Source organism: Micromonospora sp. NPDC005257, assembly GCF_042872445.1.
Taxonomy (GTDB): domain Bacteria; phylum Actinomycetota; class Actinomycetes; order Mycobacteriales; family Micromonosporaceae; genus Micromonospora.
In genome coordinates this window covers 43,847-69,392 of record NZ_JBIAKL010000004.1, presented here as the reverse complement: position 1 = coordinate 69,392, position 25,546 = coordinate 43,847, and the positions used below count along the sequence as shown (strand labels likewise).

Sequence of the window (25,546 nt, the reverse complement as noted above, 5' to 3'; positions counted from 1 at the left end):
ACCCTCCGGGCCCACATCAGCAAACGACACAATTCGATGTCTGGTTGCGGGTCCGGACGGACTCCTGGAGTCTGCTGCCGTCGGCGTCGGCTGTCGGGGCGTCACGCCGGTACGCCGCGGCGGCCTGAGGACCTCACCCGCCCTTTGGCGATCGCGGCCGGGCCCAGCAGCGAGTCCGTGCTCTGCGGTAGCCGGTCCGACCCGGGGGCGAGGTGACCCTGAGTGGGAAGCTGGGTGACACCCCTCAGCCCGTGCGCGGAAGAACGTCGGCATGGCTGGGCGTAAGGGCACCCGGCGCTGTCGTCCTACTCGACCCCCCGGGCCGATGACGCGCACGTCATCGAAGATCGACGTTCTGCATTTCGCGCAGCCGCGCCGCCGGTCCCGTCGGTCCGGTCGGCTCGACGGGTGACGCGGATTCTCCGGCCGGCCGGGCGTTGCGCCCCACGCGGTGCAGGTGGCGCAGCGCCTGGCGATACGAGTCGAGCAGGCCGGTTTCGACGTAGGGCAGGTCGTGCTCGCGGCAGAAGGCGCGGACGATCGGCCGGGCGTGGCGCAGTGCGGCGCGGGGCATGCTGGGGAACAGGTGGTGTTCGATCTGGTGGTTCAGGCCGCCGAGCAGAAGATCGACCAGCCGGTTGCCGCGGACGTTGCGGGAGGTGAGGACCTGGCGGCGGAGGAAGTCCACCTCGTCGTCCGCACCGAGGATCGGCATGCCCTTGTGGTTGGGGGCGAAGGCGCAGCCCAGGTACAGCCCGAAGAGGCCCTGCTGCACGACGACGAAGGCCACCGCGCGCAGCGGGGACAGCACCACGAAGACCGCGGTGAGGTATGCGGCGGCGTGCAGCCCGAGCAGCAGCGCCTCCCGGCCACGCCCCCGGTAGGTGGACCGGGACAACGCACGGACGCTGGCCACGTGCAGGGCCACGCCTTCGAGCAGCAACATCGGGAAGAACAGGAGCCGCTGGTGGCGGGCGAGCAGCCGTCCCGCACCGCGCCGCCGGTCGGCCTGCGCCCTGGTGAACGCGAGAGCTTCGCCCGCGATGTCGGGGTCGCGGCCCTCGGTGTTGGGGTGGGCGTGATGGCGGTGGTGCTTGTCGACCCACCAGCCGAAAGCGAGCCCGATGGCCAGGTTGCCGTACACCAGCCCGACCAGGTGGTTGGCGCGGCGGGACCGGAAGATCTGCCGGTGGCCGGCGTCGTGGCCGAGGAAACCGCTCTGGGTGAAGACCACGGCGAGGTACGCGGCGGTGACCAGTTGCCACCACGAGTCCCCCGCCAGAACGAAGATCGTCCAGCCCTCGGCGACCAGCACGGCGTTGACGGCGATCAGGACCAGGTAGTAGGTCGGGCGCCGCTCCAGCAGACCCGCCTGGCGCACCCGACTCAACAGTTCGGCGTAGTCGCTGCCGTGACGGCGCTGCGACCCCGGCGGCGCCGCTCCGATGGTCTGGTCGATGGTGCTCATGGATCCTCCCGGCATGGACGCTCAACGCGTCGCCGGGGTCCGGGGCGAACGCCCCCAGCCTACTCCGCCGCCTGCGCGGCAGGGCGGTACGGCGATCGCACCATCGCCCCGATGAGCGCGGCCACCGACACCGTGGCGAAACCGACCCGGGCGTCGCTGGCCCCGTACGGAAACCACAGCTCGCCGGCGTGGACCAGGCCGCCGCAGGAGTAGACGACGTTGGGTACGTATCCGTCCCGGTCGGCCTCGTCGGGTGACAGGAGCGCGCCGGGGAGCCGCGCGAGGACCCGTTCCGGTCGGTGCAGGTCGAGCAGGAGCGCGCCGATGGCGTACCGGCGCATCGGTCCGACGCCGTGGGTGAGCACGAGCCAGCCGGCGTCGGTTTCGATGGGGGATCCGCAGTTGCCCACCTGGATCAGCTCCCAGGCGTCCCGTGGGGCGTGCAGGGGCACCGGTTCCTGCCACCGGTTCGCACCGTCCAGGCGGGTCAGGCCGATGGTCTCGCCGTCGGCGCGGCACAGGGCGAGGTGCCGGCCGCCGACGGTACGGGGGAAGAGCGCAACGCCCTTGTTGCGGACGCCCGGCCCGCGCATCGGGGTGCTCCCGAAGTGGCGCAGGTCGCTGCTGGCCAGCGCGCGGGTGGCGATGTGCCGTCCGTCGTAGGCGGTGTAGGTGGCCCGGTAGACGGGTCCGGACTCGTTGGTGAACCTGACGAACCGGGCGTCCTCCATGCCGTTGCTCTCCGCCGGAACGGCCGGCCAGAGCACCCGTTGGTGCAGGGCGGAGTCGGTGGGGAAGGTCGTGGCGTAACTGGCGGCGTTGGTGCGGCGTACGTGTTCGAGGGTGTCCGGCCCGGTGCTGCGGGAGAGCAGGTCCGTTGGCAGATCGCCGAGCACCCGCTCGAAGGTGGCCTCGTCGTACCGCTCGGGCAGGGCGTCCAGCACGGTGGCGGTGATCTCGTTGTCGCAGTCCACCTCGGACAGGCCGGCGGCGAGGAGGTCCCGGCGGTGTCGTATGGCAATCCGCTGCCCGATGACCGGCGGGCCGGACCGGTCGGCGACGGCGAGTCGGCGTCCGGGTCCGAGGACCGCGGAGGCGAAGCCGATGGACGACAGGTGTCCCTCGCCGATCTGGCGCAGGCTGATCGCGACCCGCAGCTGCCCGGCGTCCAGACCGCCCTGGTCCGGGTGGATCACCATCGACGGGTTGCACAGCGCGGCGGCCTCGACCGCGTACTCGTGGCTGAAGTAGGCGCCGATCAGGAGCCGGGTGGTGGAAGGTAGGTCGCGGGCCCGGGCGATGCGGTGCCGGACGAGGTCGTAGTGGTGTTGGAAGGTGCCGTCCAGGTCGCGGTGCCGGGTGCCGAAGCGGTCGAAGGTGTCCCGCAGCAGCCGGCCGGTCTCCTCGTCGTCGAGGTGCGCGACGCGGGTGATGAGCGCCGCCGCGCGGCTGCGTACCAGGGCGGCGTCCTCGCCCGGGACGAAGAGTTTGACGACGACCCGGCGTGGCTCCGGGGCGAGGGTCACGCCGTGCCGGACGGCCAGGGTCCCGGTCACGACCACCGCCGGGCGTGCTGGAGGGTGGAGATCAGCGCGAGGGTGGATTCGGCGCCCTGGTTGAGGTTGGGTCCGTGCGCGGTCAGCCCGTCGTAGCCGCCGCCGGTCGCCGGATCCCACATCCGCGTGCCGACGTCGTTCTCACCCAGGAACCACCCCACCGCCTGCCGCACCCCGACCTCCCAGCCGGGGTCGCCGGTGACGTCGGCGGCCGTGGCGCAGGCGTCGGCGAACGCGGCGACCTCGATCGGCTGCTGGTCGTGGCTGCGCCGCGGCGCACCGCGTTCCCAACCGCCGGCGGGTACGACCGCCAGGTGCCCGTCGCGCAGTTGGACGTCGCGCAGCCAGGTCAGCATCCGCAGGCCGTCGTCGAGGGACGGGCCGTCGTGGCGCAGTTGGCTGGCGGCGATGACGACCTCCGCGAGGGCCGCGTTGGCATAGGTCAGCCGTGGCTGTGGCCAGGGCCAGAGCGGGTCGGCTCCGGGGGCGCCGATCGTGTTGGCCGCGTCCGCCAGCAGTGCGGCCGCGGCGGCGTGGGCCGGGTGGCGACGCAGCACCTCGACCGCGCCGAGCCCGGCGAAGGCCATCGCGTGCGGGGTCAGGGCGCGTCTGGTGGCGCCCCGACCGAAGGCGACCAGCGCCTCCTCCCTGATCCAGGGCGCGGGGCTACGGGCCGCGGCGGTGCCCAGCCCCCACAGCGCCCGTCCCCACCAGTCGCCGAGCCTAGGCTCGTCGGTCCATCGCCGGTCGTGACCGAGGCGGTTGCGGAAGGCGCCGCCGACGTCCTGGGCGTGGGTCAGGAAGGCGAGGTAGCGCTCGGCGAGCCGGAGCACCTCCTCGGTGGGCTCCGGCTCGCGGCTGGTGACGACCAGGCCGCGGGCGACGTCGTCGGTGCAGTAGCCGTGCTCACGCCGGACGATGGCGTGCCGGGCGTGCTCGAACAGCCCGGTGTCGTCACTCATCCGGCTCAGGTGGGCGAAGCTTGGCCGGGGCGTCGGATGTCGGCGGCCGCTGCCGGGCCGGCTGGACAGACCGGTGGTCGCGGTCACGCCGACGCCGCGCTCACCGCGGGCTGACGGGCCGCGACGAGCCGCTCGGCGAGCGCGCCGTAGCGGGCCGCCACCGCCGGCCAGCGCAGGTCCGCGGCCAGCGGCCGGACCCGGCCGGCCAGCCGCGCGCCCAGGCCCGGTTCGGTCAGGATCCGCCGGATCGCGTCGGCCAGCGCCGCCGGGTCCTGATGGGGTACGACCAGACCGGGGCCGCCGGTGAGCAGCTCGACGGCGTGCGGGAAGGCCGTGGCGACGACGGGTACCCCGGCGGCCACCGCCTCGATGAGCACCCCCGAGGTGACCTGTTCGCGGGAGTCGTAGGGCAGGACGACCACGTCGGCGGAGCGGATCAGCCGGCCGAGGGCGGGCTGGTCGTGGTAGACGTCCTGGTAGTCCACGGCGTGGGCGATGCCCAGCTGCGCGCCGAGCCGGTGCAGTCCCGCCCGGTACGCCTCCCCGTGGTGCTCGATCACCTTGGGGTGGGTCCGGCCGGCGACGGTGTAGGTGGGGGTCGGTTCGAGGTCCTGCAACCGTGCGAGGGCCCGCAAGGACCACTCGATGCCCTTGCTGGGCCCGATGAGTCCCCAGGTGAGCAGGTGTGGGCGGGTCCGCCGGTCGGCGGGTACCCGGACATGGTCGGCGGCGCCGTGCGGGATGACCGTCACCTTGTCCGGACGTACGGTGTAGCCGACGAGCAGCCGGTCACGTGCCGTGTCAGTCATCGTGACGACCGCTCCGGCGGCGGTGACGATCTGCTCCAGCAGGGACTTCTGCCGGGCGGAGGGTTGGCGGAGCACGGTGTGCAGGACCACGATGCTCGGCACGGTGAGCCGGCGCAGCAGCGGCAGGACGTCCTCGCCGTCGGCGCCGGGGTAGATGCCGTACTCGTGTTGGACGACGGCCACGTCGAAGGTGTTCAGAGCCGCCGCGGCGTCCCGCCAGCCGGCCTGGGTACGGCTCGACCAGGTGTGCACGACCCCGGGTCCGGCCCGCAGGTCGTCGCCGCGGTCGGTGACCCGGACGATGCCGCCGCGCGTACCGTCGGCGGTCAGCTGGACGGCGAGGGCGGAGTTGAAGGTGGCCAGTCCGCATCGGGTCGGTGGGTGGGTGCTGAGGAATCCGTAGCTGTGCATGGTGTCGGGCCTTCCGGTTGTCGGCCGCCTCGAAAGGGCGTGGACGGCCTCACGCGGTGTCGGCGCACGCCGGCCAGCGTGTGTGGCCTGCGGAACGGGTTCGTGGGCGTTGATCGGTTTCAGCGGTGCGATCGGCGGGTGAGCTGGTCGTAGACGGCCAGGTAGTCGGTGACCATCCGGTCCGCGCCGAAGCGCTGCCCGGCCCGGGTCCGGCAGGCGGCCCGGTCCAGCCCGGCGGCCCGGGTGACGGCGTCGACGGCCTGCTCGACGGTCTGCGCGAGGAACCCCGTCACCCCTTCGTCGACGACCTCGGGCATGGACCCTCGGGAGTACGCCACGACGGGTGTGCCGCAGACCATCGACTCCACCACCGACAGCCCGAACGGCTCGTCGAAGGCGATCGGGTGCAGCAGCGCGGTGCTCGCGCCCAGCACCTCGGCACGGCGGTGCGGGCCGACCGAGCCGAGGAAGACGACCTGGTCGCCGTCGATGTGCGGGGCCACCTGTTCGGCGAAGTACCGCTCGTCCTGCACGATGCCGCAGATGGTCAGCGGCCGGCCGGCGCGGCGGGCGATCTCGATGGCGGTGTGGGTGCCCTTGTCGGGATGAATGCGGCCGAAGGCGGCCAGTCCCGGACCGGCGTCGCGGGTGAACGGCAGCCCGGCGGGGTCGACGCCGTGGTGCACCGTGGCGACGTAGTCGAGTTCGGCGCTCCGGTCGGCGTCGGAGATCGACACGTAGGACGAGCGGGCCCGGGCGTACGCGGGGAGGATCCCCGCGCCGGAGAAGCCGTGCACGGTGGTGAGCAGCGGCGCGCGGCAGTGCTCGGCGAAGGCCAGCGGCAGCCAGTCGAGGTGGCTGTGCACCAGGTCGAACTCTCCGGAGCGGGCCATCGTGTGGGAGACGTGCATCGCCTCCCACACCCGCCCGTCCATGCTCGGGTTGTCGGCGTACCCCCGGGGGCACACGCCGTCGAGGGTGGCCGAGGTGGCGGAGTCCAGCGTCGCGAAGAGGGTCACGTCCACGCCGCGGTTGACCAACCCTTCGGCGAGCAGACCGGTCACCTGCTCCCAGGGACCGTAGTGGTGGGGCGGTGTGCGCCAGGCGACCGGACCGAGCAGGGCAACCCTCACGGGGACGGCGCGTCGGCGAGGTCGGCCGGGTCGAGACGCAGGGTGGCGAGCAGCCCCACGTGTTTGGCGGAGTCCACCCGCTCCGGCAGCTCCCGCTCGATCCACTCGGCTCTGGTCTGCTGTCCGCGCTCGCGCAGCGCGGCAACGATCCGGTGTCTGGCGATCCTCATCGTCTATCCCCTCGATCAGTCGTTCGGGACGGTCGTGGTCAGCGGTCGGCGAACGTCGTGACGAGCACCAGGGGCAGGAGCAGAACGGCTACCAGGAGGAACACCCGCAGGCGGAGCGCGCGGCCGTCAAGGGCCCGCCTGACCCGCCCTTCGGAGGTCGAGGGGGTGGATGTCCCGCTGACCGGCGGCGACGACCCGGTAGCGGCGATCGGACGAACGACCACGTCATCGTCTCCTGGTGCTCTCGACGAATCGGCCTGACTGCTTGAGCGGTCCGGCCGGCGAATGGTCAGCGGAGCATCCCGGCTCTCAGTTGGGCCAGCGAACGGCTCAGCAGCCGGGAGACGTGCATCTGGGACAGCCCGACCCGGGCGGCGATCTCCGCCTGGGTCAGATCACCGTAGAACCGCATGGTCAGGATCCGGCGTTCGCGTGGGGGAAGAGCCGCGAGGAGCAGCCCGAGGGTGAGCTGATCGTCCACGGCCGTGTATCCCGCGTCGGCGGCGCCGCTGAGCGCCCGGCGGTCGGTGCCGTCGGCACCGGGCCGCGGTTCGCTCAGCGACGCCAGGCGGTAGGCACCGAGGGCGGCGACGGCGGCCCCGAGTTGGGCGACGGTCACCTCCAGGTCGTCGGCGAGCTCTCGATCCGTCGGTTGGCGACCGCGTTGCTGCGCCAGCCTGCCCCGGGCCTCGGGCACCTGGGCACCCAGTTCCTGGGCCGCACGCGGGACCCGGATGGCCCAGGCCGTGTCGCGGAAGTGCTTCCGGATGCCGCCGAGGATGGTCGGGACGGCGTAGGAGGCGAACGGCACGCCCCGACTGCTGTCGTACCCGTCGACGGCCTTGATCAGGCTGAGCGCGCCGACCTGTGCCAGGTCGTCGTAGGACTCCCCGCGACCGGTGTACCGGCGGGCCAGTCGACCCGCCATCGGCAGGTTCGCCTCGATGATCCGGTTCCGCAGCCGGGCCCGATCGGGATCATCGGCGTTCAGGAGTGCGCGGCGACGCAGAAGTCGTTCGCTGTCCCCGGTAGCCGGGTTCAGCGTCGGGGGGGAGGAGACGGCTGTGGATGTCACGGTGGAGGTGACCATTGTTCCAACGCCCCTAACGGGCTGGTGGCGGCGAGACCGGCGGCCACCGGGGACCCGGGCGACATCGTCACCGTACGCCTTCATCTGCCCGACCGCACCCGGACGGGTTTCTGGGCGTCGCACCCGGATGTCGAACCGGTCGTCAGCCGGACCGGTGGGTGACTGACGCCGGCGCGAACTGCTCGAAGCCGTCGACGACCGCCTGGGACAGCTCGGACAGTCGCCGGTTGCGGCTGCGGGCGCCGTCGCGCAGGATCGCGAAGGCCTGGCCCACGTCCACCTGGAGGCGTTCGGCGAGGATTCCCTTGGCCTGTTCGATCAGGACACGGCTGTTCAGGGCGGTCTGCAGCTGCTCGGTGAGGATGTCGCGTCGGTGGATGGCGCGGTGTTGCAGCAGTCCGATGGTGGCCACGCCGGCGAGCGCCTGACCGATGCGGAGCTTGTCCTCGTCGAGGGCCCCCGGCCGGACGTCGAAGAGGTTCAGCGCGCCGATCACCTCGGAGCGCAGGCGCATGGGCAGGGCGTGCACCGCGGCGAAGCCGACCTCGGCCGCGGCGGCGGTGAACCTCGGCCAGCGGGCGGTGGTCCGGGTCAGGTCGGCGACCGACACCGGTTGGCCGGTACGGAAGCAGTCGAGGCAGGGCCCCTGGTCGGTCTGGAGCTGGAACAGCTCCAGCAGTCGGGTGCGTTCGGAGGAGGCGGCGACCAACTGCAGCGTGTCCCGCTGGTCGGTCAGGAGCAGCCCGGCCGCCGACACACCCAGCAGCTCGACACACCTCTCGGTCAGCACGTGCAAGAACTCGATCACGTCGAAGTCGTCGACGAGAGTGTCGGCCATCTCCACGAAAACGTCGGCCAGCGGGGTCTCGGCCATGTCAGTCACCTCGTCAATCAGTGGTTCCACCGGTCACCCGACGGGATGGTCCGTACGACGCCGTCCTGGCGCCGATTCCCTAGTTCACTCATCTCAGTCACCAGGTGTCCCGGCCGGTCCGAGACGCAGGCGCCGGGCGACGACATCAGCTGCCACGTCCCGGAGACGCCGCTCCTGGGAGTACGCGTTGGCGCGCAACCGGACGAGCGCCACCGCCGCCGTCACTCCCAACTGGACCCTGATCATGCCAGTCGCCTGGTGCACCTCGGGGTGGTGCAGGCCGGTCCCCTCGGGCCACTGATCGTCCTGGTCCACCCCGTGGCGCGTCGCGTCGTCCAGCAGCACCGCGCATGCCGTGTCCGCCAGGACCAGTGCGTCGGCCAGTTGCTCCGCCCCGAGGTCACCGGCACCGACCCGGTAGAGGTCCAGGACACCGAGGCGGATCCCGCCCACCCGTAGTGGCAACGCGAATACCGCACCGGCCCCGGCGAGCACCGCGGCGGGCGCGAACACCGGCCAGCGGTTCCGGCACTCCGGCACGGTCAGATCGGCGACCAGGACAGGTCCACCGGTGGTCGCGTCCATACAGGGCCCCTCACCGAGGGTCAGGGTCAGCTCTTCCAGCTCCGACGCGGTCCGGTCTGTGGCGTACATCAGCTCGCGCGGCGTGGCATCGAGGACCACTGCGACGGCGGCGGAGTCGACGCCCGCGACCGAGACCGCCGCCGCGCAGACATGATCGACCGCGACGGCGCCACCCCGGGCGGCATCGACGAGGACAGCCCACAGCCGCAGCCGACGATCGACGTTCATCGGATCGCCGTGCCCCGGATTGCCCTTGTCCACTGCTGACTCCGACCCGGATCAGTCGTACGGACGCACTGCCGTACGGCGCCGAGGTCCCGGGCGACGGTCACACCGTATCCCGTGTGATGCCGCCACGCGACCGGCGGCCCACCGCACCGCGACGGCACCAGCGGCTGACGAGCCGATCGAGGCGCGGGAGCGTACGCTTGCGGTGTCGCTCGGGACCCCGGTGGCTGACAGTCCGCCGCTGGCGGACGCACCCCCACCGATCGAGGTCACCGTGTTGACCACCCGCCGCACCGCATCCACCGGTCAGGTCGCCGGATCTCCGTTGCTTTCCTGGCCAGGCACCTCTCTCGCACCGACACGTCGGACCGCGACAGTCCGTCGCAGGCCCGCCATCAACCAGGCCCGCCAGCGCACCACGGCTTCCAGGCGCGCCAGATCTTCATCGGAAGGCGGCGGTTCGTGATGACCGCACCCCGGAACAGTCATGTTCGATTCTCCCCGCCGGACGGCCGCGGCGGCACCGAGGCTTCTCGTGCGACGCCCCGGCGGCCGGCGGTGAAGCGCTCACGGGTCGGCGGCGTGTGGGTCGCTGCCGTGGTGTTCGCGCTCGTCCTCCTACTGCTCCTGATCTTCGTACTACAGAACGGGCAACGTGCCGAGGTGTCGTTCCTCGGCGCTCACGGCACCCTGCCGATGGGGGTGGCGCTGCTGCTGGCCGCGGTCTTCGGGGTCCTGCTCGTCGCCCTGCCCGGCACCGCCCGGATCGTGCAGCTGAGGATGCTCGGACGTCCCGGCACGCGGCCCGGCGGCCCGGCCGGGTCCGGTCCGAAACCTCCGTCGACGACCGGCATCCCTCGGGTCCCGCTGCCGCCCCGCCCGACCCGGGAGGACGGATGAGCCATCTCCGTCACGACGCAACGATTCGCCACGACCCCCGGGTCGCCGCTGTCCTCAACTCGGCTGGTCCTCGCCCCGGTCCGGGCTCGGGCGGTCCTGGACGGCGGGTGGTGGCCGCGCTCCTGGGACCCCGCCGCCGAACTCCCCGGTCTCGTCCTCGCCCTGTCCGAACGCCATGGTCGGATCCGGCATCTCATGCTCAACCTCCACACCTGGGACAGCAGATTCCGCCGGTTGACCGTCGGAGCGGACGTGGTCCGGATCGGCTGGTTCGACACCCTCGACCCCGCCCTGCTGGTCGCCACCACCGGCCGCGACATACAGGTCGACCTGCTGGTGGTGCCGCCCGCCACGCCACGGGCGGCAGCCGAGTGGGCGATGGCGACCGCCGCCGACCCGACCAACCTCAGGCACGCGCCCGACATCCTGGCCAGCGCACCGGTCGGGCCCTGGGCCGCGGCGGCGACCGGCTCCGCCGCGGACGCGGTGTGGGACAACGAAGGTGGCAGCACCGCTCCGATGGGCCGCCGCCCCGTCGATGACTTCTTCACCACCCCTCCCCGGACCGGACTGCCCTCATGAACGCTCTGCAGACAGTCATCGTGATCGCGCTCGTGGCGGTCGGCGTCATCGGTCTCGGCACCGCCGCCCGAGCGGTGCGGGTCGTCCAGCAGTACGAGCGCGGGGTGGTGTTCCGCTTCGGTGGGGTGCGCGAAGGTAGCCGTGGCCCGGGCCTCACCCTGATCGTCCCCGGGGGTCGACCGGCTGGTGAAGGTCAATCTCCAGATCACCACCATGAGCGTGCCCGCGCAGGACGGCATCACCCGCGACAACGTCTCCGTACGCGTCGACGCGGTCGTGTACTTCCGCGTCGTGGACCCGGTCAAGGCGCTGGTGAACGTGCAGAACTATCTGTACGCCGTCTCCCAGGTCGCGCAGACCTCGCTGCGCGCGGTGATCGGCCGCGCCGACCTCGACGAGCTGCTCTCCGACCGGGACAAGCTCAATGCCGAACTCACCGGCATCATCGACACACCCACCGAGGGTCCGTGGGGTGTCAAGGTCGAGCGCGTCGAGGTCAAGGACGTCGCGCTGCCGGAATCGATGAAACGCTCCATGCCACGTCAGGCCGAGGCCGAGCGTGAACGCCGCGCCCGGGTCATCGCCGCCGACGGTGAGTACCAGGCCGCCGAGAAGCTCGCCCTGGCAGCCGCCACCATGGCCGCCGATCCCGCCGCCCTGCAACTGCGACTGTTGCAGACGGTGGTGGAGGTCGCCGCGGAGAAGAACAGCACCCTCGTCATGCCGTTCCCCGTCGAACTGCTGCGGTTCCTCGACCACGCGACGCCCCCGCCGGCGCCGGTCGTCGCGACCCGTCCCCGGGTAGCGGAGACAGCGACGATGCCGGATGTCCGGCGGATCCTCCCCGAATCCGCGCCCACGACGGCCGCGCTGCCGGTGGGCTGACCGACACGAATGGCTGCTCGGCCCGGTGACCGCGTCGGTCACCGGGCCGAGGCCCGTCGGCAGCCGGTCATCCGGTGGTGGGTGGAACCGACGTGCCGAGCAGTGCCGGCGGCTCGCCGTCCAGCGTGGCGATCAGTTCGCGGCCGACGAACTCGTCGTTTCCGGCGCCGAGGGGCGGAGTGCGTCCATCGATCTCGCGAAGCCGTTCGACGGCCCGGCGATCGGCGATGGCCGTCACCCACGCGAGACCATCGACCTGACCGGCGGCGCACCTCGGCGCAAGCTGCCACACCTCGACGAACACCGCCCGGGTCACCGCGACGGCGACCGACGGGCGGCGCACCACCTCACACACCTGGATGAAGACAACGCGGACGAGACGGCGGTAGAGGCGACCGAAGGCGGCCCGGTCACGGTCGGCGACGCGCTTGACGAGGTCGTTCACCGATTCTGGACCGGGGACGACGTAGACAGGGGAAACAGGCATCCGATGCTCCTGGTGGTGTGCCTGCGGCTGAGGCACCACCAGGGACCAGGGCGGCCGTTACGCCCACCCTACGCCATCGCGCCAGCCACGAAGGTGGCTCTCAGCCGCAGTTGACCGACCGCCGCGGCAGCGGTGCACCGGCACCGCCCGCGACATCCCTGACGGGTCGTCGCGGGCGGTGCCGGTGCCGGGTTGCCGCGCCGCGCACCGGGCGCACGGCGCGGGCCCGGTCACCGGGCCCGGCTGCGACGAGAACCTCGAAGCGGCTGGGCACGATGGCACTCCTGGCGGCCGGATCAGGGCGTCCCTCAGCCGCTCCCGACCTCGTCGACCGTCCGGTCCGTCGACGGAACGACCACCACCGGGCACGACGCGTGCTGTACGCAGTGCTGGCTGACCGAGCCGAGCAGCATCCCGGCGAAGGCTCCGTGTCCCCGGCTGCCTACCACCAGCAACTGCGCCCCGTCCGCGGCGTCGAGCAGCACCTGAGCCGGGTGCCCTCGTACCACGTGGGTGGTGAACTGGACGGGCGCACCGCCTCCGGCCACGTCCGCGACCGCCTCCACCAGCATCTTCTCGGTGATCGCCGCGATGCTCACATCCTCGAACACCGCGGGCGACCACCCGTACGCGAATGTGTACTCCGCCGGGTCGTGCCACGCGCCCACCACGTCGACCCGTGCGTTGCTCAGCTCCGCCTGGGCCACCGCCCATCGCAGGGCGATCCGTGAGCCCGGTGATCCGTCGACTCCGACCACGATGCGCCGGTCATGCTCCTCGGCCTGGTCCGTCATGCCGAACTCCTCTCGGGAGGCTGTCACCTGAGGTCGTCTACTTCAGCCAGCCGGTGCGTCGCACCAGCGGGATCCGGGCCCAGAAGGTGCCCAGACCGAGGGTGTCGCCGGCGCCCGACAGGGCCAGGACGACCAGCACGGCGGCGTAGACGAGGTGGTCGTCCATGAACGGATTGTTCGCCGGGGGGAGGACGACGGTCCACATCATCAGGGTCAGCAGTGCTCCGGCGCCGGCCGCCAGCCGCATCGCGACGCCCAGGAGCAACGCGACGCCGATGGCGAGCAGGGCGCCCATGAACAGGACATCGGTCAGGGCGACGCCGGCGATCGAGTGGTAGAAACCGGCGAACGGGCCCGTTGCCGCGGATCCCAGGAATCCCTTCGTCGGGCTCCCTCCGTTGACCCAGGACTTGGCGGCGGTCGTGTCATGCCCCAGGCCGAACGCCTTGTCCAGGAACGCCCACAGGAATATCCACCCCAGCGCGAGGCGGATGCCCGCGAGCAGGTACCGCACCGTGGCGTTGACCCGCGGGTCGCCCCCGGACGCTGCCCTCGCCATGGTTCCACCGGCTCGGTTCACACCGACACCCACCGACTCGACGCCGGGCCGGTGTGCGGAGGTGTCCGGTACCAGCAGCGCCAACCCGGCGGCCGGCACGGCGTTCCGTAATGCTGCATTGTGGTTCCTGGCGATGTAGGCCATCGCACTCACATTCCTTGTTCTGCTCGTCACGCGGTGCCGCGGCCTGCTGGACACGGGTGGGTCGGTGCCGACACAACATCCGATGCGACGGAAGACGTGGTCCTCGGCACCTGGCGGGAAAGCCGCTGGAAGTCGGTCTCGACATCGAGCGGACCGGAGGCGGCGGCGGGGGGTCAGCCACCGGGGACCCGAGCGACATCCTCACCATACGCGCTGCCGTACGAAAAGGCGGCGGGAGAATCGGCGGCACCAGGCATCACCGGTACCGGTCCGCTGGTCTTCGTCACCGGTCCCACGGGGGCGTAGGCTCAACGTGTCGCCCGGGCCCCCGGTGGCTGTCCCACCCACCGCAAGGCCGGCCCTTCCTGACGGTTGCCGACCCGATGACGGCCCACTCCCCGGCCGGAAGACAACCCTCAGCGGACGCGGTGCCACCCCTCCCCTCTCCTCGCCCACGCGGGCCCCTTGCGACCAGCCGGTACCGGTGACCGCGCGAGAAGGCCCGAGAAGGGACCTCGTCGTGCCCACGCAGACTCACCCGACCGGCAGTGGATCCATGAGCCAAGCGCTGGTCGACGCGGCCACCGTGGCGGGCCACGCGCCGTCGATCCTCAACACCCAGCCATGGCGGTGGCGGATCGCCCGGAACCGGCTGGACCTCTTCATCGACCACGACCGGGTCCTCGACATCACCGATCCCGACGCCCTGCTCGCCACGCTGAGCTGCGGAGCCGCGCTGCACCACGCCCGGGTCGGCCTGGCCGCGCAGGGGTGGCACGTCGCCGTCACCCGGATGCCCGACCCGGCCGACCCCGGCCATCTGGCGCGACTGCGCGTCGACGGGCGGGCACCCGTCGAGCTGCAGGCCGTTCGCCGTACGCACACCATCCGGCTCCGGCGCACCGACCGCCGTCCCGTCACCGGCCTTCCGGTCGGGTCCGACGATCTCGGGGCGATCAGCGCGGCGGCACGGGCTGAAGCGACGTTGCTGCACGTCCTGCGACCCGATCAGGTGGTGGATCTCGCCGCCGCGACGAGCCATGCCCAGGAGACAGAGACCGCCGAGCCGGCGTGGCAGGCGGAGCTGGCGTACTGGACCGGCGGCTCCCGGCCGGCGGGCACCGGCATTCCCGACACCGCGATACCGCTCCATGCGCCGCAGACGACCGTGCCCGGACGCGACTTCGGCCACCACGGCGACCTGCCCGTCAGCACCGGACACGACCACAACGCCACCTACGCGGTGCTCTACGGTCGCGCCGACCAGCCGATGGACTGGCTACGAGCGGGCGAGGCCCTGTCGTCGGCCTGGCTCACCGCGACCGAACTCGGCGTGTCCGTACTCCCGATCAGCGCCCCCGTCGAGGTAGCCGACAGCCGGCAGACCATCCGGCGGCTGGTGGCCAACCTCGGACACCCGTACCTGGTGCTGCGCTTCGGCATGCTCGACACCGACGACCCGGGACCGGCGCACGCACCGCGGCTGCCGGCCGGACAGACCATCGACCGACCTCCGCCGGCGGACTTCCGCTCCGGCACGGTTCCGGTCGGAAGACCAATCAACCGGGAGGGCGACGGTCGGTATGAACCCACGTCACCACCGGCACCCCGCTAACCAGTACCGGCTCGACCACCGCACCTCCGGACAACGGCTGGCCGACTCGGTCACCTCGATCTTCGGCTCCTGACGATTCATCATCATCCAGACCGGCATCGTGAGCGCCTGGATAGCCGTCAATGTCGCTGCCGTCCTGCACCGCTGGGACCCCTACCCGTTCATCCTGCTCAACCTGCTCTTTCCACCCAGGCCGCCTACGCCGCCCCACTGATCCTGCTGAGCCAGAACCGCCAGGCCGACACCGACCGGGTGAAGGCCGAACATGACTACCAGGTCAACCAGCTCGCCCTGCAGTACCTCATCGCCTGGCACCGCGACGCGCACGGCGACACCTGCGACTGCGTACGGCGGGCCGAACCGGTCGTCCGCGGCATACTCACCAAGCTTGCTCGGGATCTATGACGCGGTTCGGGTGTCACTGGGACGAGGGGGCCGCCGCCTTCGCCGGCCAGCGGACGGACGCCACCGACGCGCTGTTGATGGCCGCCGCACGTACGGCGGCCTCGCCGCCGCTGATCGGGCGCGGCCTGTCCAACACGGAGCTGACCGAGCACCTCGGCCTCAGCCTGGCACCGTGAAGACGCACGTCGGGCGGCTGTTGAGCAAGCTGGCGGTACGTGATCGGGCGCAACTGGTCGTCGTCGCCTACGGACGGGCCTGGTCGGACCGGGCAGCCCACGCTGAGCGCATCGCCCCTCCATGGGAGAAGAGGCCAAGCGTGCTGGGCCTAGCGTAGTAGGCTGACGGGCATGCGCGGCGGGCTCCGAACGCCGGCTCACGTCACGACGCGGACACCGGGCCAGCGTTCGGTGGGGCGGTGGCGGGCGAGCCGTTCCCGAGAGATCTCCAGGCTTGCCCTGGTCGGGTTGCGGCGCCACACCCCGTCGAGGAGGTCGTCGAGGCCGTGCGGCGCACACACCGCGATCTGGCCGTAGGTGTCGAGGCGGGTCGCCACGGCGGTGGCGTACTCAGGCCAGGTGGCAACGGCATCGGCGATCGTCCGCAACGGCGCCACCGAACCACCGCCGAACTTCGCCGGATACCAGGTGTGCACAGCGGCCTGGTTCTTCGCCTCCCACGGAGGCTCCGGCCAGGCTGCCACCAGCCGCCGGGTGGCCTGGTCGTCGTTGTCCCGGCTCAGGTCCGCCGGATCGAGGAAGACGACGTCGACGTCCCGCACCGACGAGGGGTCGAAGCCGTCGCCGTACCGCTCGCTCCAGACCAGGTCGCGGATGGCGCCGGCGCCGATCCAGGCGTCCGGGAGGCCGGAGTCTCGAACGACGCCCAGCGCCCGGATCAGCCACGGGCTGCGCTGGACCAGATCCCGTAGTTCGTCTTCCCGCATCGTCTCCCCTGGTTGCCGCTGCCGGAGTCCTGAACAGTCGAACATTCGGCCCACGAGGGCGCCTGGCCGGACTGCTGGACCTGCGCGGCTCGTAACGGTCAGTGTCAGTGTCGGGGCGGGGTTCTGCCGGTCATCAGATGGTGAGTGTCGGTGGCGGCGTCGGCGACTTCATGCCACCGGAGGTGAGTGAGGTAGTCGTCGTCGAGGGCAGTGGGTCCGAGTTCGTTGAGGATGGCGGTCAAGGGTTCGAGCGTCGCGCTGATCGGTGCCATGGTGCCTTCGGCGGGGTGGCGGCGCTCGCCGGCTGCCGTTCGTCGTGGGCTTCGACGAGGACGGCGCTGCGACAGGACCGGAGGGCTGCCGCGCGGCGGGACTGGATCGGTGCCTGAGCGGGGACATATCAGGGCCAAACGGGGGTAACGGGCCGCCGGAGGTGGCGCATGGTGGCGATGGGGCAGGCCGCGCTCTCGGGTGAGCGGCTCCGGCAGACCGACGGCTTCCTCGCCGAGGCGTGGGCCGACATGGTCCGGCACGACGAGCGGCTGCGCGGGACGGCAGTCGAGGTGCGCTTCGACCGGGGGGTGGCGCACCTGACCGGCGAGGTCGCCGACCCGGAACAGTTGCGGCTGGTACGGGAGCTGATCGGCCGGGTCTCCGGCGTACTCGGGGTCTGGTGCCGGGTCACCGTGGCCGGGCGGGCGCCGGTGGCGGTCGACCTGGGCTGCGGTGCGACCAAACAGTGGCCGGGCAATCTGGGACTGGACATCTATCCGGCGCCGGGGGTGAACGCGGTCGCCAACCTGGCCGGCTCGCTGCCGCTGCGCGACGACTCGGTGGACGTGTTCTTCGCGGTGCACATCGTCGAGCACCTGATCGACTTCCTGCCGCTGTTCGACGAGTGCCACCGGGTGTTGCGTCCCGGCGGGGTCCTGCACGTGATGAGCCCCTGGTGGCGGCACGTCAACGCGGTGGCCGACCCGACCCACGTGCGGCTGCTCGACATGCAGACGTTCAAGGGCATCTGCGGTCAGCGACCACCGGGCACCCCACGCTGGTATCCGCTGCATGTCGGCTGCGACGGCGCCTCGATCTTCGCCGACCTGACTCCCCTGCCCGCGGACGCCCCGCCCCCTCCCCCAGCCCACCTGGCCCGCTTCTTCGACTGACCTCGCGGCCCGAACCGCATCACTCCGACGATCATGAGGTTGGCGGCAGCCGAGGAGGCAGACACCGCCGCCATGATCGCCCGGGCGGTGAGGACGCCGCGGGAGGGAGGGCTAGGTGGGAGGGGGTGGGGCGGACTCTCTCAAGGCCAGGTGGTGGGGGGCCACCAGCTCTCGGGGCGGAGCGTCGCGGTCGGGGCCCAGGCGGCCGGCCAGCAGCTCGACCGCCAGGCGGGCGACGCGCTCCTTGTCCGGGGCGACCGTGGTCAGCGTCGGGATCGAGAAGCGCCCGTCCTCGATGTCGTCGAAGCCGGCCACCGCGACGTCCTCGGGCACGCGCAGGCCCATCTCGTGCAGGGCGCGCAGCACGCCGAGCGCGAGCGTGTCGTTGAAGCAGAAGACGGCGTCGGGGCGTACCCCGGTGGTGAGCAGGTGCCGCACGGCGGCTGCGCCGTCCGCGCGGTGCCAGGCCGGTGCGGGCGCCACCAGGCGGTCGTCGTAGCCGATGCCGGCCTCGGCCAGCGCGGCGGTGTAGCCGGCCAGGCGGAGCCGGGCGCTCGCGCCCTCGGGGGTCCGCTGGGAGCCGATCGCGGCGATCCGGCGGCGGCCGAGCCCGATCAGATGGGCGGTGATCTCGCGGGCGGCGGCCACGTTGTCGATCATGACGTGGTCGGCAGGGCCGTGGTCGACCCGTTCGCCGAGCAGCACCATGGGCAGGCCGGCCAGGGCGGCGAGATCGTCGGCGGTGAGCGCGAGCGGGCTCAGGATCAGGCCGTCGATCATGTGGTCGCCGATCCCGCTGGCGGCCTTGCGCTCCTGCTCGGAACGGCCGCCGGTCTGGTCGATCAGCACGGTCCAGTCGTGGTCGGCGGCGGCGGTCACGACGTGCCGGGCCAGCTCGGCGAAGTAGGGGATGTCCAGCTCGGGCACGGCCAGGGCGATCACCCCGGTACGCCCCTTGCGCAGGTTGCGGGCGGACAGGTTGGGCCGGTAGTTGAGCGCGGCGATGGCCTCCTCGACCCGGGCCCGGGTGTCGGCGCGCACGTGCTGGTAGCCGTTGACGACGTTGGAGACGGTCTTCACCGACACTCCGGCCCGCTCGGCGACGTCCTTGAGCCTGTGCCGCACTGAACTTCCTCCCGGTGAACGCTGGCCGCAGCGTACCGCGTCACGACGACGCAACTGCCCCCTTTACACAGGTGCTTACAACGTTGTAGAAACCACTGACAGCGGAGTGACAGCGGTCACTCGCCACCGCAACGAGGAAGAGGTTGGCATCGTGCCGAACGCGCAGCTCACGATCGATCCGGCGTTCAGGGTCGCGCCGGCGGACCGTCGGATCTTCGGTTCCTTCGTCGAGCACATGGGGCGCTGCGTCTACGGCGGGGTGTACGAGCCGGGCCACCACACAGCGGACCGGCGAGGGCTGCGGCGCGACGTGCTGGACCTGACCCGTGAGCTGGGTGTCTCGGTCGTGCGCTATCCCGGTGGCAACTTCGTCTCCAGCTACCGGTGGGAGGACGGCGTCGGCCCGGTCGGCGACCGTCCACGCCGGCTCGACCTGGCCTGGAAGACCATCGAGACGAACGAGTTCGGGCTGGACGAGTTCATGACCTGGGCGGCCGAGGCCGGGATCGAGCCGATGATGGCGGTCAACCTCGGCACCCGCGGCGTCACCGAGGCGCTCGACCTGCTGGAGTACACAAACCACCCGGGCGGCACCCAACTGTCCGACCTGCGCCGCAAGCACGGCGCCGAGCAGCCGTACGGGGTGCGGCTGTGGTGCCTCGGCAACGAGATGGACGGGCCGTGGCAGGTCGGGCACAAGACCGCCGACGAGTACGGCCGCCTCGCCGCCGAGACCGCCCGCGCGATGAAGATGATCGACCCCTCGATCAGCCTGGTCGCCTGTGGAAGCTCCGGCCGCGGCATGCCCACGTTCGCCGCGTGGGAGGCGACCGTGCTGGAGCACACCTACGAGCACGTCGACTACATCTCCGCCCACACCTACTACGACCCCTCCGACGGCGACCGGGCCAGCCTGCTCGCCTCCGCCGTCGACATGGACGCCTTCATCACCGAGGTCGTCGCCACCGCCGATTACGTGGGCGCAAAGCTGCGACAGAAGCGCAAGCTGAAGATCTCCTTCGACGAGTGGAACGTCTGGTACCAGTCCCGCCTCCAGTCCGACCTGGACCGGCGCGGCTGGGTCGAGGCACCGGCGCTGATCGAGGACGACTACACGGCAGTCGACGCGGTGGTGGTGGGCGACCTGCTGATCACCCTGCTCCGGCACGCCGACCGCATCGGCGTGGCCTGCCAGGCGCAGCTCGCCAACGTGATCGCCCCGATCCGTACCCGCACCGGTGGTCCGGCCTGGCGGCAGAGCATCTTCCACCCGTTCGCCCTGACCGCCCGGTACGCCCGCGGCACCGTGCTGCGGACCGAGCCCACCGGCCCGACCTACGAGACCCGGCGGTACGGCGACGTGCCCGCGCTGGACACCGTCGCCGTGCACGACGAGGAGAGCGGCGAGCTGGCCGTCTTCGCGGTCAACAGGGGTCCGCAGGACATCCCGCTCGACCTGGACCTGCGCGGCCTGCCCGGCCTGCGGGCCGAGGCGCACACCACGGTGGCGGCCGGAACCGACCCGGACGCCACGAACACCGAAGCGGATCCGGAGCGGGTCACGCCCCGGGACCTCACCACGCCCACTGTCGACGGCGGCCGGGCCTCCGTGCTGCTGCCGGCCACCTCCTGGAACCTGCTGCGCTTCGTGCCGGCGTCGTGACCAGGCAATACTCCATCCCGTCCCCAAGGAGTACGCATGATCCAGAACGAGATGAGCCGACGGCACCTGCTCGGCCTCGGCGTCGGGCTCGGCGCGGCGGCCACGCTGACGCTCAGCGGCTGCGGCGGCGGCAGCAGCTCCGACAACTCCGGCGCGGCCGGCAACGGCGGCAAGGACTACACCGGCCCGAAGGTGGACCTGAAGCTGTGGAACGGCTTCACCGGCGGCGACGGTGACATCTTCAAGACGCTCGTCCAGCAGTTCAACGGCGAGCACCAGAACATCGCGGTCAGCGTGGTCACGTACCAGTGGGAGGACTACTACAGCAAGCTTCCCGGCGCGGTCTCCAGCGGCAACGGCCCGGACATCGCGGTCATGCACATGGACCAGCTCGCCACGTTCGCCGCCCGCGGCACGATCAGCGAACTGGACGACGTGGCGAAGGCCCTCGAGCTGAGCGAGGGCGACTTCGCCCCGACGGTCTGGAAGGGCGGCCTCTACAACGACAAGCGGTACGGCATCCCCCTGGACATGCACCCGCTGGGCTTCTACTACAACAAGGCGGTCATGCAGAAGGCCGGCCTGGACCCGGAGAAGCCGCCGGCCACCCGGGACGAGTACACCGCCGCGCTGACCGAGCTGAAGAAGTCGGGCGTGCAGGGCTTCTGGGTCAGCCCGTTCCAGTTCACCGGCGGCATGACCTTCTACAGCCTGCTGCACCAGTGGGGCGGCACGCTCTTCGACGCCGAGGTGGCGAAGGCGACGTTCAACTCCGACCCGGCGGTCGAGGCATGCTCCTGGCTGGTCGACCTGATCAAGCAGGGCCACTCCCCGGCCAACGTCGGCCAGGACGCCGACTACCTGGCATTCAAGAGCGGCAAGAACGCGTTCAACTGGAACGGCATCTGGCAGATCAACGACCTGAAGAAGAGCTCGAACGTGCAGTGGGGCGTCGCGCCGCTGCCGCAGATCGGCAGCCAGAAGGCCGCCTGGGCGAACTCGCACAATTTCACCATCGTCAAGCAGCGCTCGGCGAACGCGAACAAGACCGCCGGCGCGAAGGTCTTCATCAACTGGCTGAGCCAGCACTCGCTGGACTGGGCCAAGGGCGGCCAGGTGCCGGCCCGCAAGGCGGTCCGCGAGAGCAGCGAGTTCAAGGGCCTCGCCGAGGTCAACGCGCTCGCACCGGAGCTGGAGTACGCCGCGTTCCCGCCCGCCGCGCCGGGCCTGGGCGAGGTCATGCTGACCTTCTACAGCGCGTTCAACGAGGCTGCGCTGGGCAAGAAGTCGCCGAAGCAGGCGCTCGACGACGGCGTGACGAAGGCGAACAAGCAGCTCGAGGACAACCGCAAGAAGTACGGGAACTGATCCGCCGTGGCGGACGTGATCGAGGTCGGGGCGGCGCGCGACGGCGTGCCGCCCCCGGCGGCGCGCCCCCGCCGCCGGGGCGCGACGGAACGCGGCAACCACGCGACCCCGTACCTCTTCCTCGCGCCGTACCTGATCCTGTTCGGCGTCTTCGGCCTGGCGCCGATCCTGTTCGGGGTCTGGATCAGCCTGCACCAGTGGGACCTGCAACTGCCGAACCGGCCGTTCGTCGGGATCGGCAACTACCGGGACCTGTTCTCCAGCGACTCGGCGATCTACGGGGACTGGTGGTCCAGCGTCCGGGCGACCGGGATCTTCACGCTGTTCTCCGTACCGCTGCTGGTGGTCGTCCCGCTCGGCCTGGCGCTGCTGCTCAACCGCTCGTTCCCCGGCCGGACGTTCTTCCGGGCCGCGTTCTTCGCGCCGTACGTGCTGGGCGTGGCGGTGATCGGCCTGCTCTGGCGGTTCCTGCTGGACGCCAACCTGGGGCTGGTGAACCGGCTGCTCGGCGTGGTCGGGCTCCCCTCGGACACGCCCTGGGTGACCGACGTGCCGTGGGCCTGGGTGTCGCTGGTCGGGGTGACCGTGTGGTGGACCTGCGGCTTCAACGCGGTGATCTACCTGGCCGGCCTCCAGGACATCCCGGCCGAGCTGTACGAGGCGGCCGAGGTGGACGGCGCCGGCGGCTGGGACCGGTTCCGCCACGTCACGATCCCCGGCCTGCGCCCGGTGATGCTGTTCGTCTTCACCACCACGATCCTCGCCTCGGCGAACGTGTTCGGGCAGGCGTTCCTGATCACCCAGGGCGCACCGGGCGAGCAGACCCGGACCGTGGTCTGGCGGATCGTCGACGAGGGGTTGCGGGACTACGACGCCGGGCGGGCCGCCGCGATGAGCGTGTTCTTCGCGCTGATGCTGGCGGTGGTGAGCGTCGCCAACTTCCGGCTGTTCCGCTACCGGGAAGACTGAGGCTACGACATGAGGAACATGCGCGCGGTGGCGCGGTACGGCGTACTGCTCCTGATCACCGCGATCTTCGTGACCCCCCTGGCGTGGATGCTGCTGACGTCGGTGAAGACGTACGACGACGCGCAGCGGGTGCCGCCGGGCTGGCTGCCGAACCCGTTCTCCACCTACGGCTACCAGCAGATCGTCGACAACGCGGCGAACCCGGTGCTGCGCTGGTTCGTCAACAGCATGCTGGCGGCCAGCCTGCACACGCTGCTGGTGCTGGTGACCGCGTCGATGGCCGCGTACGCGCTGGCCCGGATGCGGTTCCGCGGCCGCAAGCTGCTGTTCGCGCTGATCGTGGGCACGCTGTTCCTGCCGCCCACCTCGCTGATCATCCCGAACTTCATCATCGCCGAGAAGCTGAGCTGGATCGACACGCTGACAGTGGTGATCGTGCCGGGCGCGGCGAGCGCGTTCGGGGTGTTCTTCCTGCGGCAGTTCTTCCTCTCCATCCCGGCCGAGCTGGAAGAGGCGGCGGTGCTGGACGGCGCGAACCACTGGCAGGTCTTCCGCCGGGTGCTGCTGCCCCTGTCGAAGCCGGCGCTGGCGACGCTCGCGGTGCTGTCGTTCCTGACCAACTGGAACGACTTCCTCTGGCCGGTGTACGTGCTGTTCAGCCCGGAGCGGCTGACCCTGCCGGCGGGCCTGGGCCTGCTCCAGGGCGCGTACGTGACCGACTATCCGGTCATCATGGCCGGTGCGGTGCTGGCGAGCGTGCCGGTGCTGATCCTGTTCGTGCTCGCCCAGCGGCACGTCATCCAGGGCGTCTCCCGCAGCGGCCTGAAGGGGTGAGCGGGTGAGGAAGGGCCCCTCTCAACGCGCGCCGGCGTTGAGAAGGGCCCTTCCTTCGGGGTGCCCGCCTCAGGGGATGGGGGCGCGCTCGGGGGTCTCCGAGTGCTCGCGACGGGCCAGCCGGTTCTTGCGGTGGCCGTACCCGAAGTAGATGACCGCGCCGATCAGCATCCACGCGAGGAATCGCAGCCAGGTCTCGACCGACAGGTTCAGGCTCAGGTAGATGCACGCCAGCGCGGTGATGATCGGCAGCACCGGCGAGAACGGCACCTTGAACGGCCGCTCCAGGTCGGGGCGGCGCTTGCGCAGGAGCGGCACCGCGATGGCGACCAGCGTGAACGCGCAGAGCGCGCCGATACTGACCAGGTCGGCGAGCGCGGACAGCGGCAGGAAGCCGGCGAGCAGCGCCACCGCGATGGTCATGATCCCGGCGATCCGGTACGGGGTGCCCCAGCGCGGGTGCACCTTGGCGATGGCCGGCGGGATGAGCCCGTCCCGCGCGATGGCGAAGCCGATCCGGCCCATGGCCACCAGGTCGACAAGGATCACGCTGGTGAGCCCGGCGACGGCGGCGATGGAGACGAGCACGGCGGCCCAGCCGGCACCGACCGCCCGGAACGCGGACGCGATCGGCGCGCCCTCGTCGATCTCGGTGTACTTGACCATGCCGACCACCACCAGCGAGACGCCGATGTAGAGCACCGTGGAGATGATCAGCGTGCCGAGCAGACCCAGCGGCAGGTCCCGCTTGGGCTTGCGGGTCTCCTCACCCAGGTTCGCCACGGCCTCGAAGCCGGTGTACGCGAAGAACACCACGGCGGCGGCGGTGAGGACCCCGACGAAGCCGAAGACGGAGGGTTCCAGCCCGAAGATGGCCTGGGTGACCGGTTGCTTGATGCCGTCGTCCCCGGCGCCGGCCGGCTCGGCGGCCGGGATGAACGGGCTGAGGTTTGCCGCCTTGACGAAGAACGCCCCGGCGATGATGACGAAGGCGCAGATCGCCACCTTGACCAGCACGAGCAGGTTGGTGACCCGGGCCGACTCGCGGATGCCGACGATGGCGACCACGCCGAGCACCAGCACGATGCCGATCGCGCCGAGGTTGACGACGCTGCCCTCCTCGGCGAACCAGGCGCTGGGCAGCCCGAACAGGTCGGCGAGGTAGCCGGACCAGCCGCGGGCCACCACCGCCGCGCCGAGCGCGAACTCCAGCAGCAGGTCCCAGCCGATGATCCAGGCGACGATCTCGCCCATCGTCGCGTACGCGTAGGTGTAGGCGCTGCCGGCGGTCGGCACGCTGCTGGCCAGTTCGGCGTAGCAGAGCGCGGCGAGCAGCGCGACCAGGCCGGCGATGCCGAACGAGATCACCACGCCCGGCCCGGCGCTGTTGCGCGCCTCGACGCCGGTGAGCGTGAAGATGCCCGTGCCGATCACGATGCCGATGCCGAAGCCCATCAGGTCGACCGCGCCGAGCCGGCGCCGCAGGCCCGGCTTGCCGTCCTCGCCGTCGGCGTCGCCCTGGGCGAGCACGTCCTGGATCGGCTTGGTGCGCAGGACCGACATCTGATCACCTCCCCGCCGTACGGCCGCCACGGTGGCGGTCTGTGACCGGGGGAGCTACCCAGCCGTTTCGGCTCCAATCCCGTACGCCATGTATCGGAATCGTCACGATCCGGTCGGTCGGACGAAGCCGGACATCGATCGGCCGTCCGGGTCTTGCGCCCGGCACGGATAGATGAAAGTTTCCTACCGGAGGAATGGATGTATCGGCGAATCTTGCCGCTACGCCCGCCACCGACTGTCCCCCCGGACCCGACGAAG

General features: G+C 71.3%; 26 protein-coding genes and 2 pseudogenes. 12 read left to right on the top strand and 16 right to left on the bottom strand.

Annotated features, from left to right (window positions below; translation table 11 throughout):
- Positions 1 to 337: 337 nt before the first annotated feature.
- From ACFYO8_RS10035 to ACFYO8_RS09995, 9 genes are all read right to left on the bottom strand, one after another.
- Entirely contained in the window at positions 338 to 1,468 is a 1,131-nt protein-coding gene (locus ACFYO8_RS10035) for a fatty acid desaturase family protein (RefSeq protein WP_387256970.1), read from the bottom strand.
- A 59-nt stretch (positions 1,469 to 1,527) separates the two neighbouring features.
- On the bottom strand, positions 1,528 to 3,024 hold the full coding sequence (locus tag ACFYO8_RS10030; protein ID WP_387256968.1) for a glycoside hydrolase family 130 protein: 1,497 nt from the start codon (positions 3,022 to 3,024) through the stop codon (positions 1,528 to 1,530).
- Positions 3,021 to 3,986, bottom strand: a complete 966-nt coding sequence (locus tag ACFYO8_RS10025; RefSeq protein WP_387256967.1) for a glycosyltransferase — start codon at positions 3,984 to 3,986, stop codon at positions 3,021 to 3,023. The genes ACFYO8_RS10030 and ACFYO8_RS10025 overlap by 4 nt, the downstream gene beginning before the upstream one ends.
- An 83-nt stretch (positions 3,987 to 4,069) precedes the next feature.
- The gene (locus ACFYO8_RS10020) at positions 4,070 to 5,206 is read right to left on the bottom strand and encodes a glycosyltransferase (protein ID WP_387256966.1); all 1,137 of its coding nucleotides are present in this window, start codon (positions 5,204 to 5,206) and stop codon (positions 4,070 to 4,072) included.
- Between the two features lie 119 nt (positions 5,207 to 5,325).
- Complete coding sequence (locus ACFYO8_RS10015) at positions 5,326 to 6,339, bottom strand: glycosyltransferase family 4 protein (protein WP_387256964.1); 1,014 nt, start codon at positions 6,337 to 6,339, stop codon at positions 5,326 to 5,328.
- Complete coding sequence (locus ACFYO8_RS10010; protein ID WP_387256963.1) at positions 6,336 to 6,509, bottom strand: hypothetical protein; 174 nt, start codon at positions 6,507 to 6,509, stop codon at positions 6,336 to 6,338. The genes ACFYO8_RS10015 and ACFYO8_RS10010 overlap by 4 nt, the downstream gene beginning before the upstream one ends.
- A 289-nt stretch (positions 6,510 to 6,798) precedes the next feature.
- Entirely contained in the window at positions 6,799 to 7,584 is a 786-nt protein-coding gene (locus tag ACFYO8_RS10005; protein ID WP_387256961.1) for a SigB/SigF/SigG family RNA polymerase sigma factor, read from the bottom strand.
- A gap of 157 nt (positions 7,585 to 7,741) precedes the next feature.
- Positions 7,742 to 8,473: a GAF and ANTAR domain-containing protein gene (locus ACFYO8_RS10000; protein WP_387256960.1), complete on the bottom strand. Its 732-nt coding sequence runs from the start codon at positions 8,471 to 8,473 to the stop codon at positions 7,742 to 7,744.
- A 93-nt stretch (positions 8,474 to 8,566) separates the two neighbouring features.
- Complete coding sequence (locus ACFYO8_RS09995; RefSeq protein ID WP_387256958.1) at positions 8,567 to 9,286, bottom strand: GAF and ANTAR domain-containing protein; 720 nt, start codon at positions 9,284 to 9,286, stop codon at positions 8,567 to 8,569.
- Positions 9,287 to 9,868: 582 nt separating this feature from the next.
- Here ACFYO8_RS09995 and ACFYO8_RS09990 point away from each other — a divergent pair.
- From ACFYO8_RS09990 to ACFYO8_RS09980, 3 genes and pseudogenes are all read left to right on the top strand, one after another.
- A complete protein-coding gene (locus ACFYO8_RS09990) occupies positions 9,869 to 10,186 on the top strand; it encodes a lipopolysaccharide assembly LapA domain-containing protein (protein WP_387256956.1) in 318 nt (105 codons plus the stop codon).
- 3 nt (positions 10,187 to 10,189) lie between these two features.
- Positions 10,190 to 10,768: a DUF5994 family protein gene (locus ACFYO8_RS09985; RefSeq protein ID WP_387257188.1), complete on the top strand. Its 579-nt coding sequence runs from the start codon at positions 10,190 to 10,192 to the stop codon at positions 10,766 to 10,768.
- Positions 10,765 to 11,653: pseudogene (locus ACFYO8_RS09980) on the top strand (SPFH domain-containing protein). Before ACFYO8_RS09985 ends, ACFYO8_RS09980 begins: the two are co-directional and overlap by 4 nt.
- Before the next feature lie 67 nt (positions 11,654 to 11,720).
- Here ACFYO8_RS09980 and ACFYO8_RS09975 read toward each other — a convergent pair.
- From ACFYO8_RS09975 to ACFYO8_RS09965, 3 genes are all read right to left on the bottom strand, one after another.
- A complete protein-coding gene (locus ACFYO8_RS09975) occupies positions 11,721 to 12,176 on the bottom strand; it encodes a hypothetical protein (RefSeq protein WP_387256954.1) in 456 nt (151 codons plus the stop codon).
- Between the two features lie 272 nt (positions 12,177 to 12,448).
- Complete coding sequence (locus ACFYO8_RS09970; protein ID WP_387256953.1) at positions 12,449 to 12,934, bottom strand: universal stress protein; 486 nt, start codon at positions 12,932 to 12,934, stop codon at positions 12,449 to 12,451.
- Positions 12,935 to 12,971: 37 nt separating this feature from the next.
- Positions 12,972 to 13,493, bottom strand: a complete 522-nt coding sequence (locus ACFYO8_RS09965; protein ID WP_387257186.1) for a hypothetical protein — start codon at positions 13,491 to 13,493, stop codon at positions 12,972 to 12,974.
- 700 nt (positions 13,494 to 14,193) lie between these two features.
- Here ACFYO8_RS09965 and ACFYO8_RS09960 point away from each other — a divergent pair.
- From ACFYO8_RS09960 to ACFYO8_RS09945, 4 genes and pseudogenes are all read left to right on the top strand, one after another.
- Positions 14,194 to 15,252 (top strand): Acg family FMN-binding oxidoreductase, encoded by a 1,059-nt coding sequence (locus ACFYO8_RS09960; protein ID WP_387256951.1) that lies wholly within the window; start codon positions 14,194 to 14,196, stop codon positions 15,250 to 15,252.
- Between the two features lie 100 nt (positions 15,253 to 15,352).
- Positions 15,353 to 15,492, top strand: a pseudogene (locus tag ACFYO8_RS09955) (DUF1003 domain-containing protein); the annotation flags it as partial.
- Between the two features lie 12 nt (positions 15,493 to 15,504).
- The gene (locus ACFYO8_RS09950; protein ID WP_157551556.1) at positions 15,505 to 15,657 is read left to right on the top strand and encodes a hypothetical protein; all 153 of its coding nucleotides are present in this window, start codon (positions 15,505 to 15,507) and stop codon (positions 15,655 to 15,657) included.
- Positions 15,654 to 15,833: a hypothetical protein gene (locus ACFYO8_RS09945; RefSeq protein WP_387256949.1), complete on the top strand. Its 180-nt coding sequence runs from the start codon at positions 15,654 to 15,656 to the stop codon at positions 15,831 to 15,833. The genes ACFYO8_RS09950 and ACFYO8_RS09945 overlap by 4 nt, the downstream gene beginning before the upstream one ends.
- 197 nt (positions 15,834 to 16,030) lie before the next feature.
- On the opposite strand, the gene ACFYO8_RS09940 is transcribed toward ACFYO8_RS09945, so the two are convergent.
- Together ACFYO8_RS09940 and ACFYO8_RS09935 are read right to left on the bottom strand one after the other, a co-directional pair.
- Positions 16,031 to 16,600 (bottom strand): nucleotidyltransferase family protein, encoded by a 570-nt coding sequence (locus ACFYO8_RS09940; RefSeq protein ID WP_355047349.1) that lies wholly within the window; start codon positions 16,598 to 16,600, stop codon positions 16,031 to 16,033.
- Between the two features lie 104 nt (positions 16,601 to 16,704).
- Complete coding sequence (locus ACFYO8_RS09935; protein WP_355015315.1) at positions 16,705 to 16,872, bottom strand: hypothetical protein; 168 nt, start codon at positions 16,870 to 16,872, stop codon at positions 16,705 to 16,707.
- A 168-nt stretch (positions 16,873 to 17,040) separates the two neighbouring features.
- Between ACFYO8_RS09935 and ACFYO8_RS09930 the strand changes: the two genes are divergently transcribed.
- On the top strand, positions 17,041 to 17,766 hold the full coding sequence (locus tag ACFYO8_RS09930; protein ID WP_354874558.1) for a methyltransferase domain-containing protein: 726 nt from the start codon (positions 17,041 to 17,043) through the stop codon (positions 17,764 to 17,766).
- A gap of 111 nt (positions 17,767 to 17,877) precedes the next feature.
- Here ACFYO8_RS09930 and ACFYO8_RS09925 read toward each other — a convergent pair whose 3' ends face one another.
- Positions 17,878 to 18,891, bottom strand: a complete 1,014-nt coding sequence (locus ACFYO8_RS09925) for a LacI family DNA-binding transcriptional regulator (protein ID WP_354874560.1) — start codon at positions 18,889 to 18,891, stop codon at positions 17,878 to 17,880.
- A 151-nt stretch (positions 18,892 to 19,042) separates the two neighbouring features.
- Between ACFYO8_RS09925 and ACFYO8_RS09920 the strand changes: the two genes are divergently transcribed.
- From ACFYO8_RS09920 to ACFYO8_RS09905, 4 genes are read left to right on the top strand one after another with little or no spacing between them, the layout of a single operon-like run.
- Positions 19,043 to 20,554: an alpha-N-arabinofuranosidase gene (locus ACFYO8_RS09920; protein ID WP_354874562.1), complete on the top strand. Its 1,512-nt coding sequence runs from the start codon at positions 19,043 to 19,045 to the stop codon at positions 20,552 to 20,554.
- 36 nt (positions 20,555 to 20,590) lie between these two features.
- Positions 20,591 to 21,922, top strand: a complete 1,332-nt coding sequence (locus ACFYO8_RS09915; RefSeq protein WP_354874564.1) for an ABC transporter substrate-binding protein — start codon at positions 20,591 to 20,593, stop codon at positions 21,920 to 21,922.
- 6 nt (positions 21,923 to 21,928) lie between these two features.
- Positions 21,929 to 22,891, top strand: coding sequence for a sugar ABC transporter permease (locus ACFYO8_RS09910; protein WP_354874566.1), 963 nt, complete (start codon positions 21,929 to 21,931; stop codon positions 22,889 to 22,891).
- 9 nt (positions 22,892 to 22,900) lie between these two features.
- A complete protein-coding gene (locus tag ACFYO8_RS09905) occupies positions 22,901 to 23,725 on the top strand; it encodes a carbohydrate ABC transporter permease (RefSeq protein ID WP_354874568.1) in 825 nt (274 codons plus the stop codon).
- Positions 23,726 to 23,794: 69 nt separating this feature from the next.
- Here ACFYO8_RS09905 and ACFYO8_RS09900 read toward each other — a convergent pair whose 3' ends face one another.
- Positions 23,795 to 25,288: an amino acid permease gene (locus ACFYO8_RS09900; RefSeq protein WP_354874570.1), complete on the bottom strand. Its 1,494-nt coding sequence runs from the start codon at positions 25,286 to 25,288 to the stop codon at positions 23,795 to 23,797.
- Positions 25,289 to 25,546 lie beyond the last annotated feature (258 nt).

What these genes read in the sequence shown, in the direction of transcription:
- ACFYO8_RS10020 (WP_387256966.1), bottom strand. Translation starts at nt 5,206, where the DNA reads ATGCACAGCTACGGATTCCTCAGCACCCACCCACCGACCCGATGCGGA.
- ACFYO8_RS09970 (WP_387256953.1), bottom strand. Translation starts at nt 12,934, where the DNA reads ATGACGGACCAGGCCGAGGAGCATGACCGGCGCATCGTGGTCGGAGTC.
- ACFYO8_RS10010 (WP_387256963.1), bottom strand. Translation starts at nt 6,509, where the DNA reads ATGAGGATCGCCAGACACCGGATCGTTGCCGCGCTGCGCGAGCGCGGA.
- ACFYO8_RS09995 (WP_387256958.1), bottom strand. Translation starts at nt 9,286, where the DNA reads ATGAACGTCGATCGTCGGCTGCGGCTGTGGGCTGTCCTCGTCGATGCC.
- ACFYO8_RS10025 (WP_387256967.1), bottom strand. Translation starts at nt 3,986, where the DNA reads ATGAGTGACGACACCGGGCTGTTCGAGCACGCCCGGCACGCCATCGTC.
- ACFYO8_RS09930 (WP_354874558.1), top strand. Translation starts at nt 17,041, where the DNA reads ATGGTGGCGATGGGGCAGGCCGCGCTCTCGGGTGAGCGGCTCCGGCAG.
- ACFYO8_RS09935 (WP_355015315.1), bottom strand. Translation starts at nt 16,872, where the DNA reads ATGGCACCGATCAGCGCGACGCTCGAACCCTTGACCGCCATCCTCAAC.
- ACFYO8_RS09900 (WP_354874570.1), bottom strand. Translation starts at nt 25,288, where the DNA reads ATGTCGGTCCTGCGCACCAAGCCGATCCAGGACGTGCTCGCCCAGGGC.
- ACFYO8_RS09940 (WP_355047349.1), bottom strand. Translation starts at nt 16,600, where the DNA reads ATGCGGGAAGACGAACTACGGGATCTGGTCCAGCGCAGCCCGTGGCTG.
- ACFYO8_RS09945 (WP_387256949.1), top strand. Translation starts at nt 15,654, where the DNA reads ATGACGCGGTTCGGGTGTCACTGGGACGAGGGGGCCGCCGCCTTCGCC.
- ACFYO8_RS09960 (WP_387256951.1), top strand. Translation starts at nt 14,194, where the DNA reads ATGAGCCAAGCGCTGGTCGACGCGGCCACCGTGGCGGGCCACGCGCCG.
- ACFYO8_RS10035 (WP_387256970.1), bottom strand. Translation starts at nt 1,468, where the DNA reads ATGAGCACCATCGACCAGACCATCGGAGCGGCGCCGCCGGGGTCGCAG.
- ACFYO8_RS09965 (WP_387257186.1), bottom strand. Translation starts at nt 13,493, where the DNA reads ATGGCGAGGGCAGCGTCCGGGGGCGACCCGCGGGTCAACGCCACGGTG.
- ACFYO8_RS09915 (WP_354874564.1), top strand. Translation starts at nt 20,591, where the DNA reads ATGATCCAGAACGAGATGAGCCGACGGCACCTGCTCGGCCTCGGCGTC.
- ACFYO8_RS09905 (WP_354874568.1), top strand. Translation starts at nt 22,901, where the DNA reads ATGAGGAACATGCGCGCGGTGGCGCGGTACGGCGTACTGCTCCTGATC.
- ACFYO8_RS10000 (WP_387256960.1), bottom strand. Translation starts at nt 8,473, where the DNA reads ATGGCCGAGACCCCGCTGGCCGACGTTTTCGTGGAGATGGCCGACACT.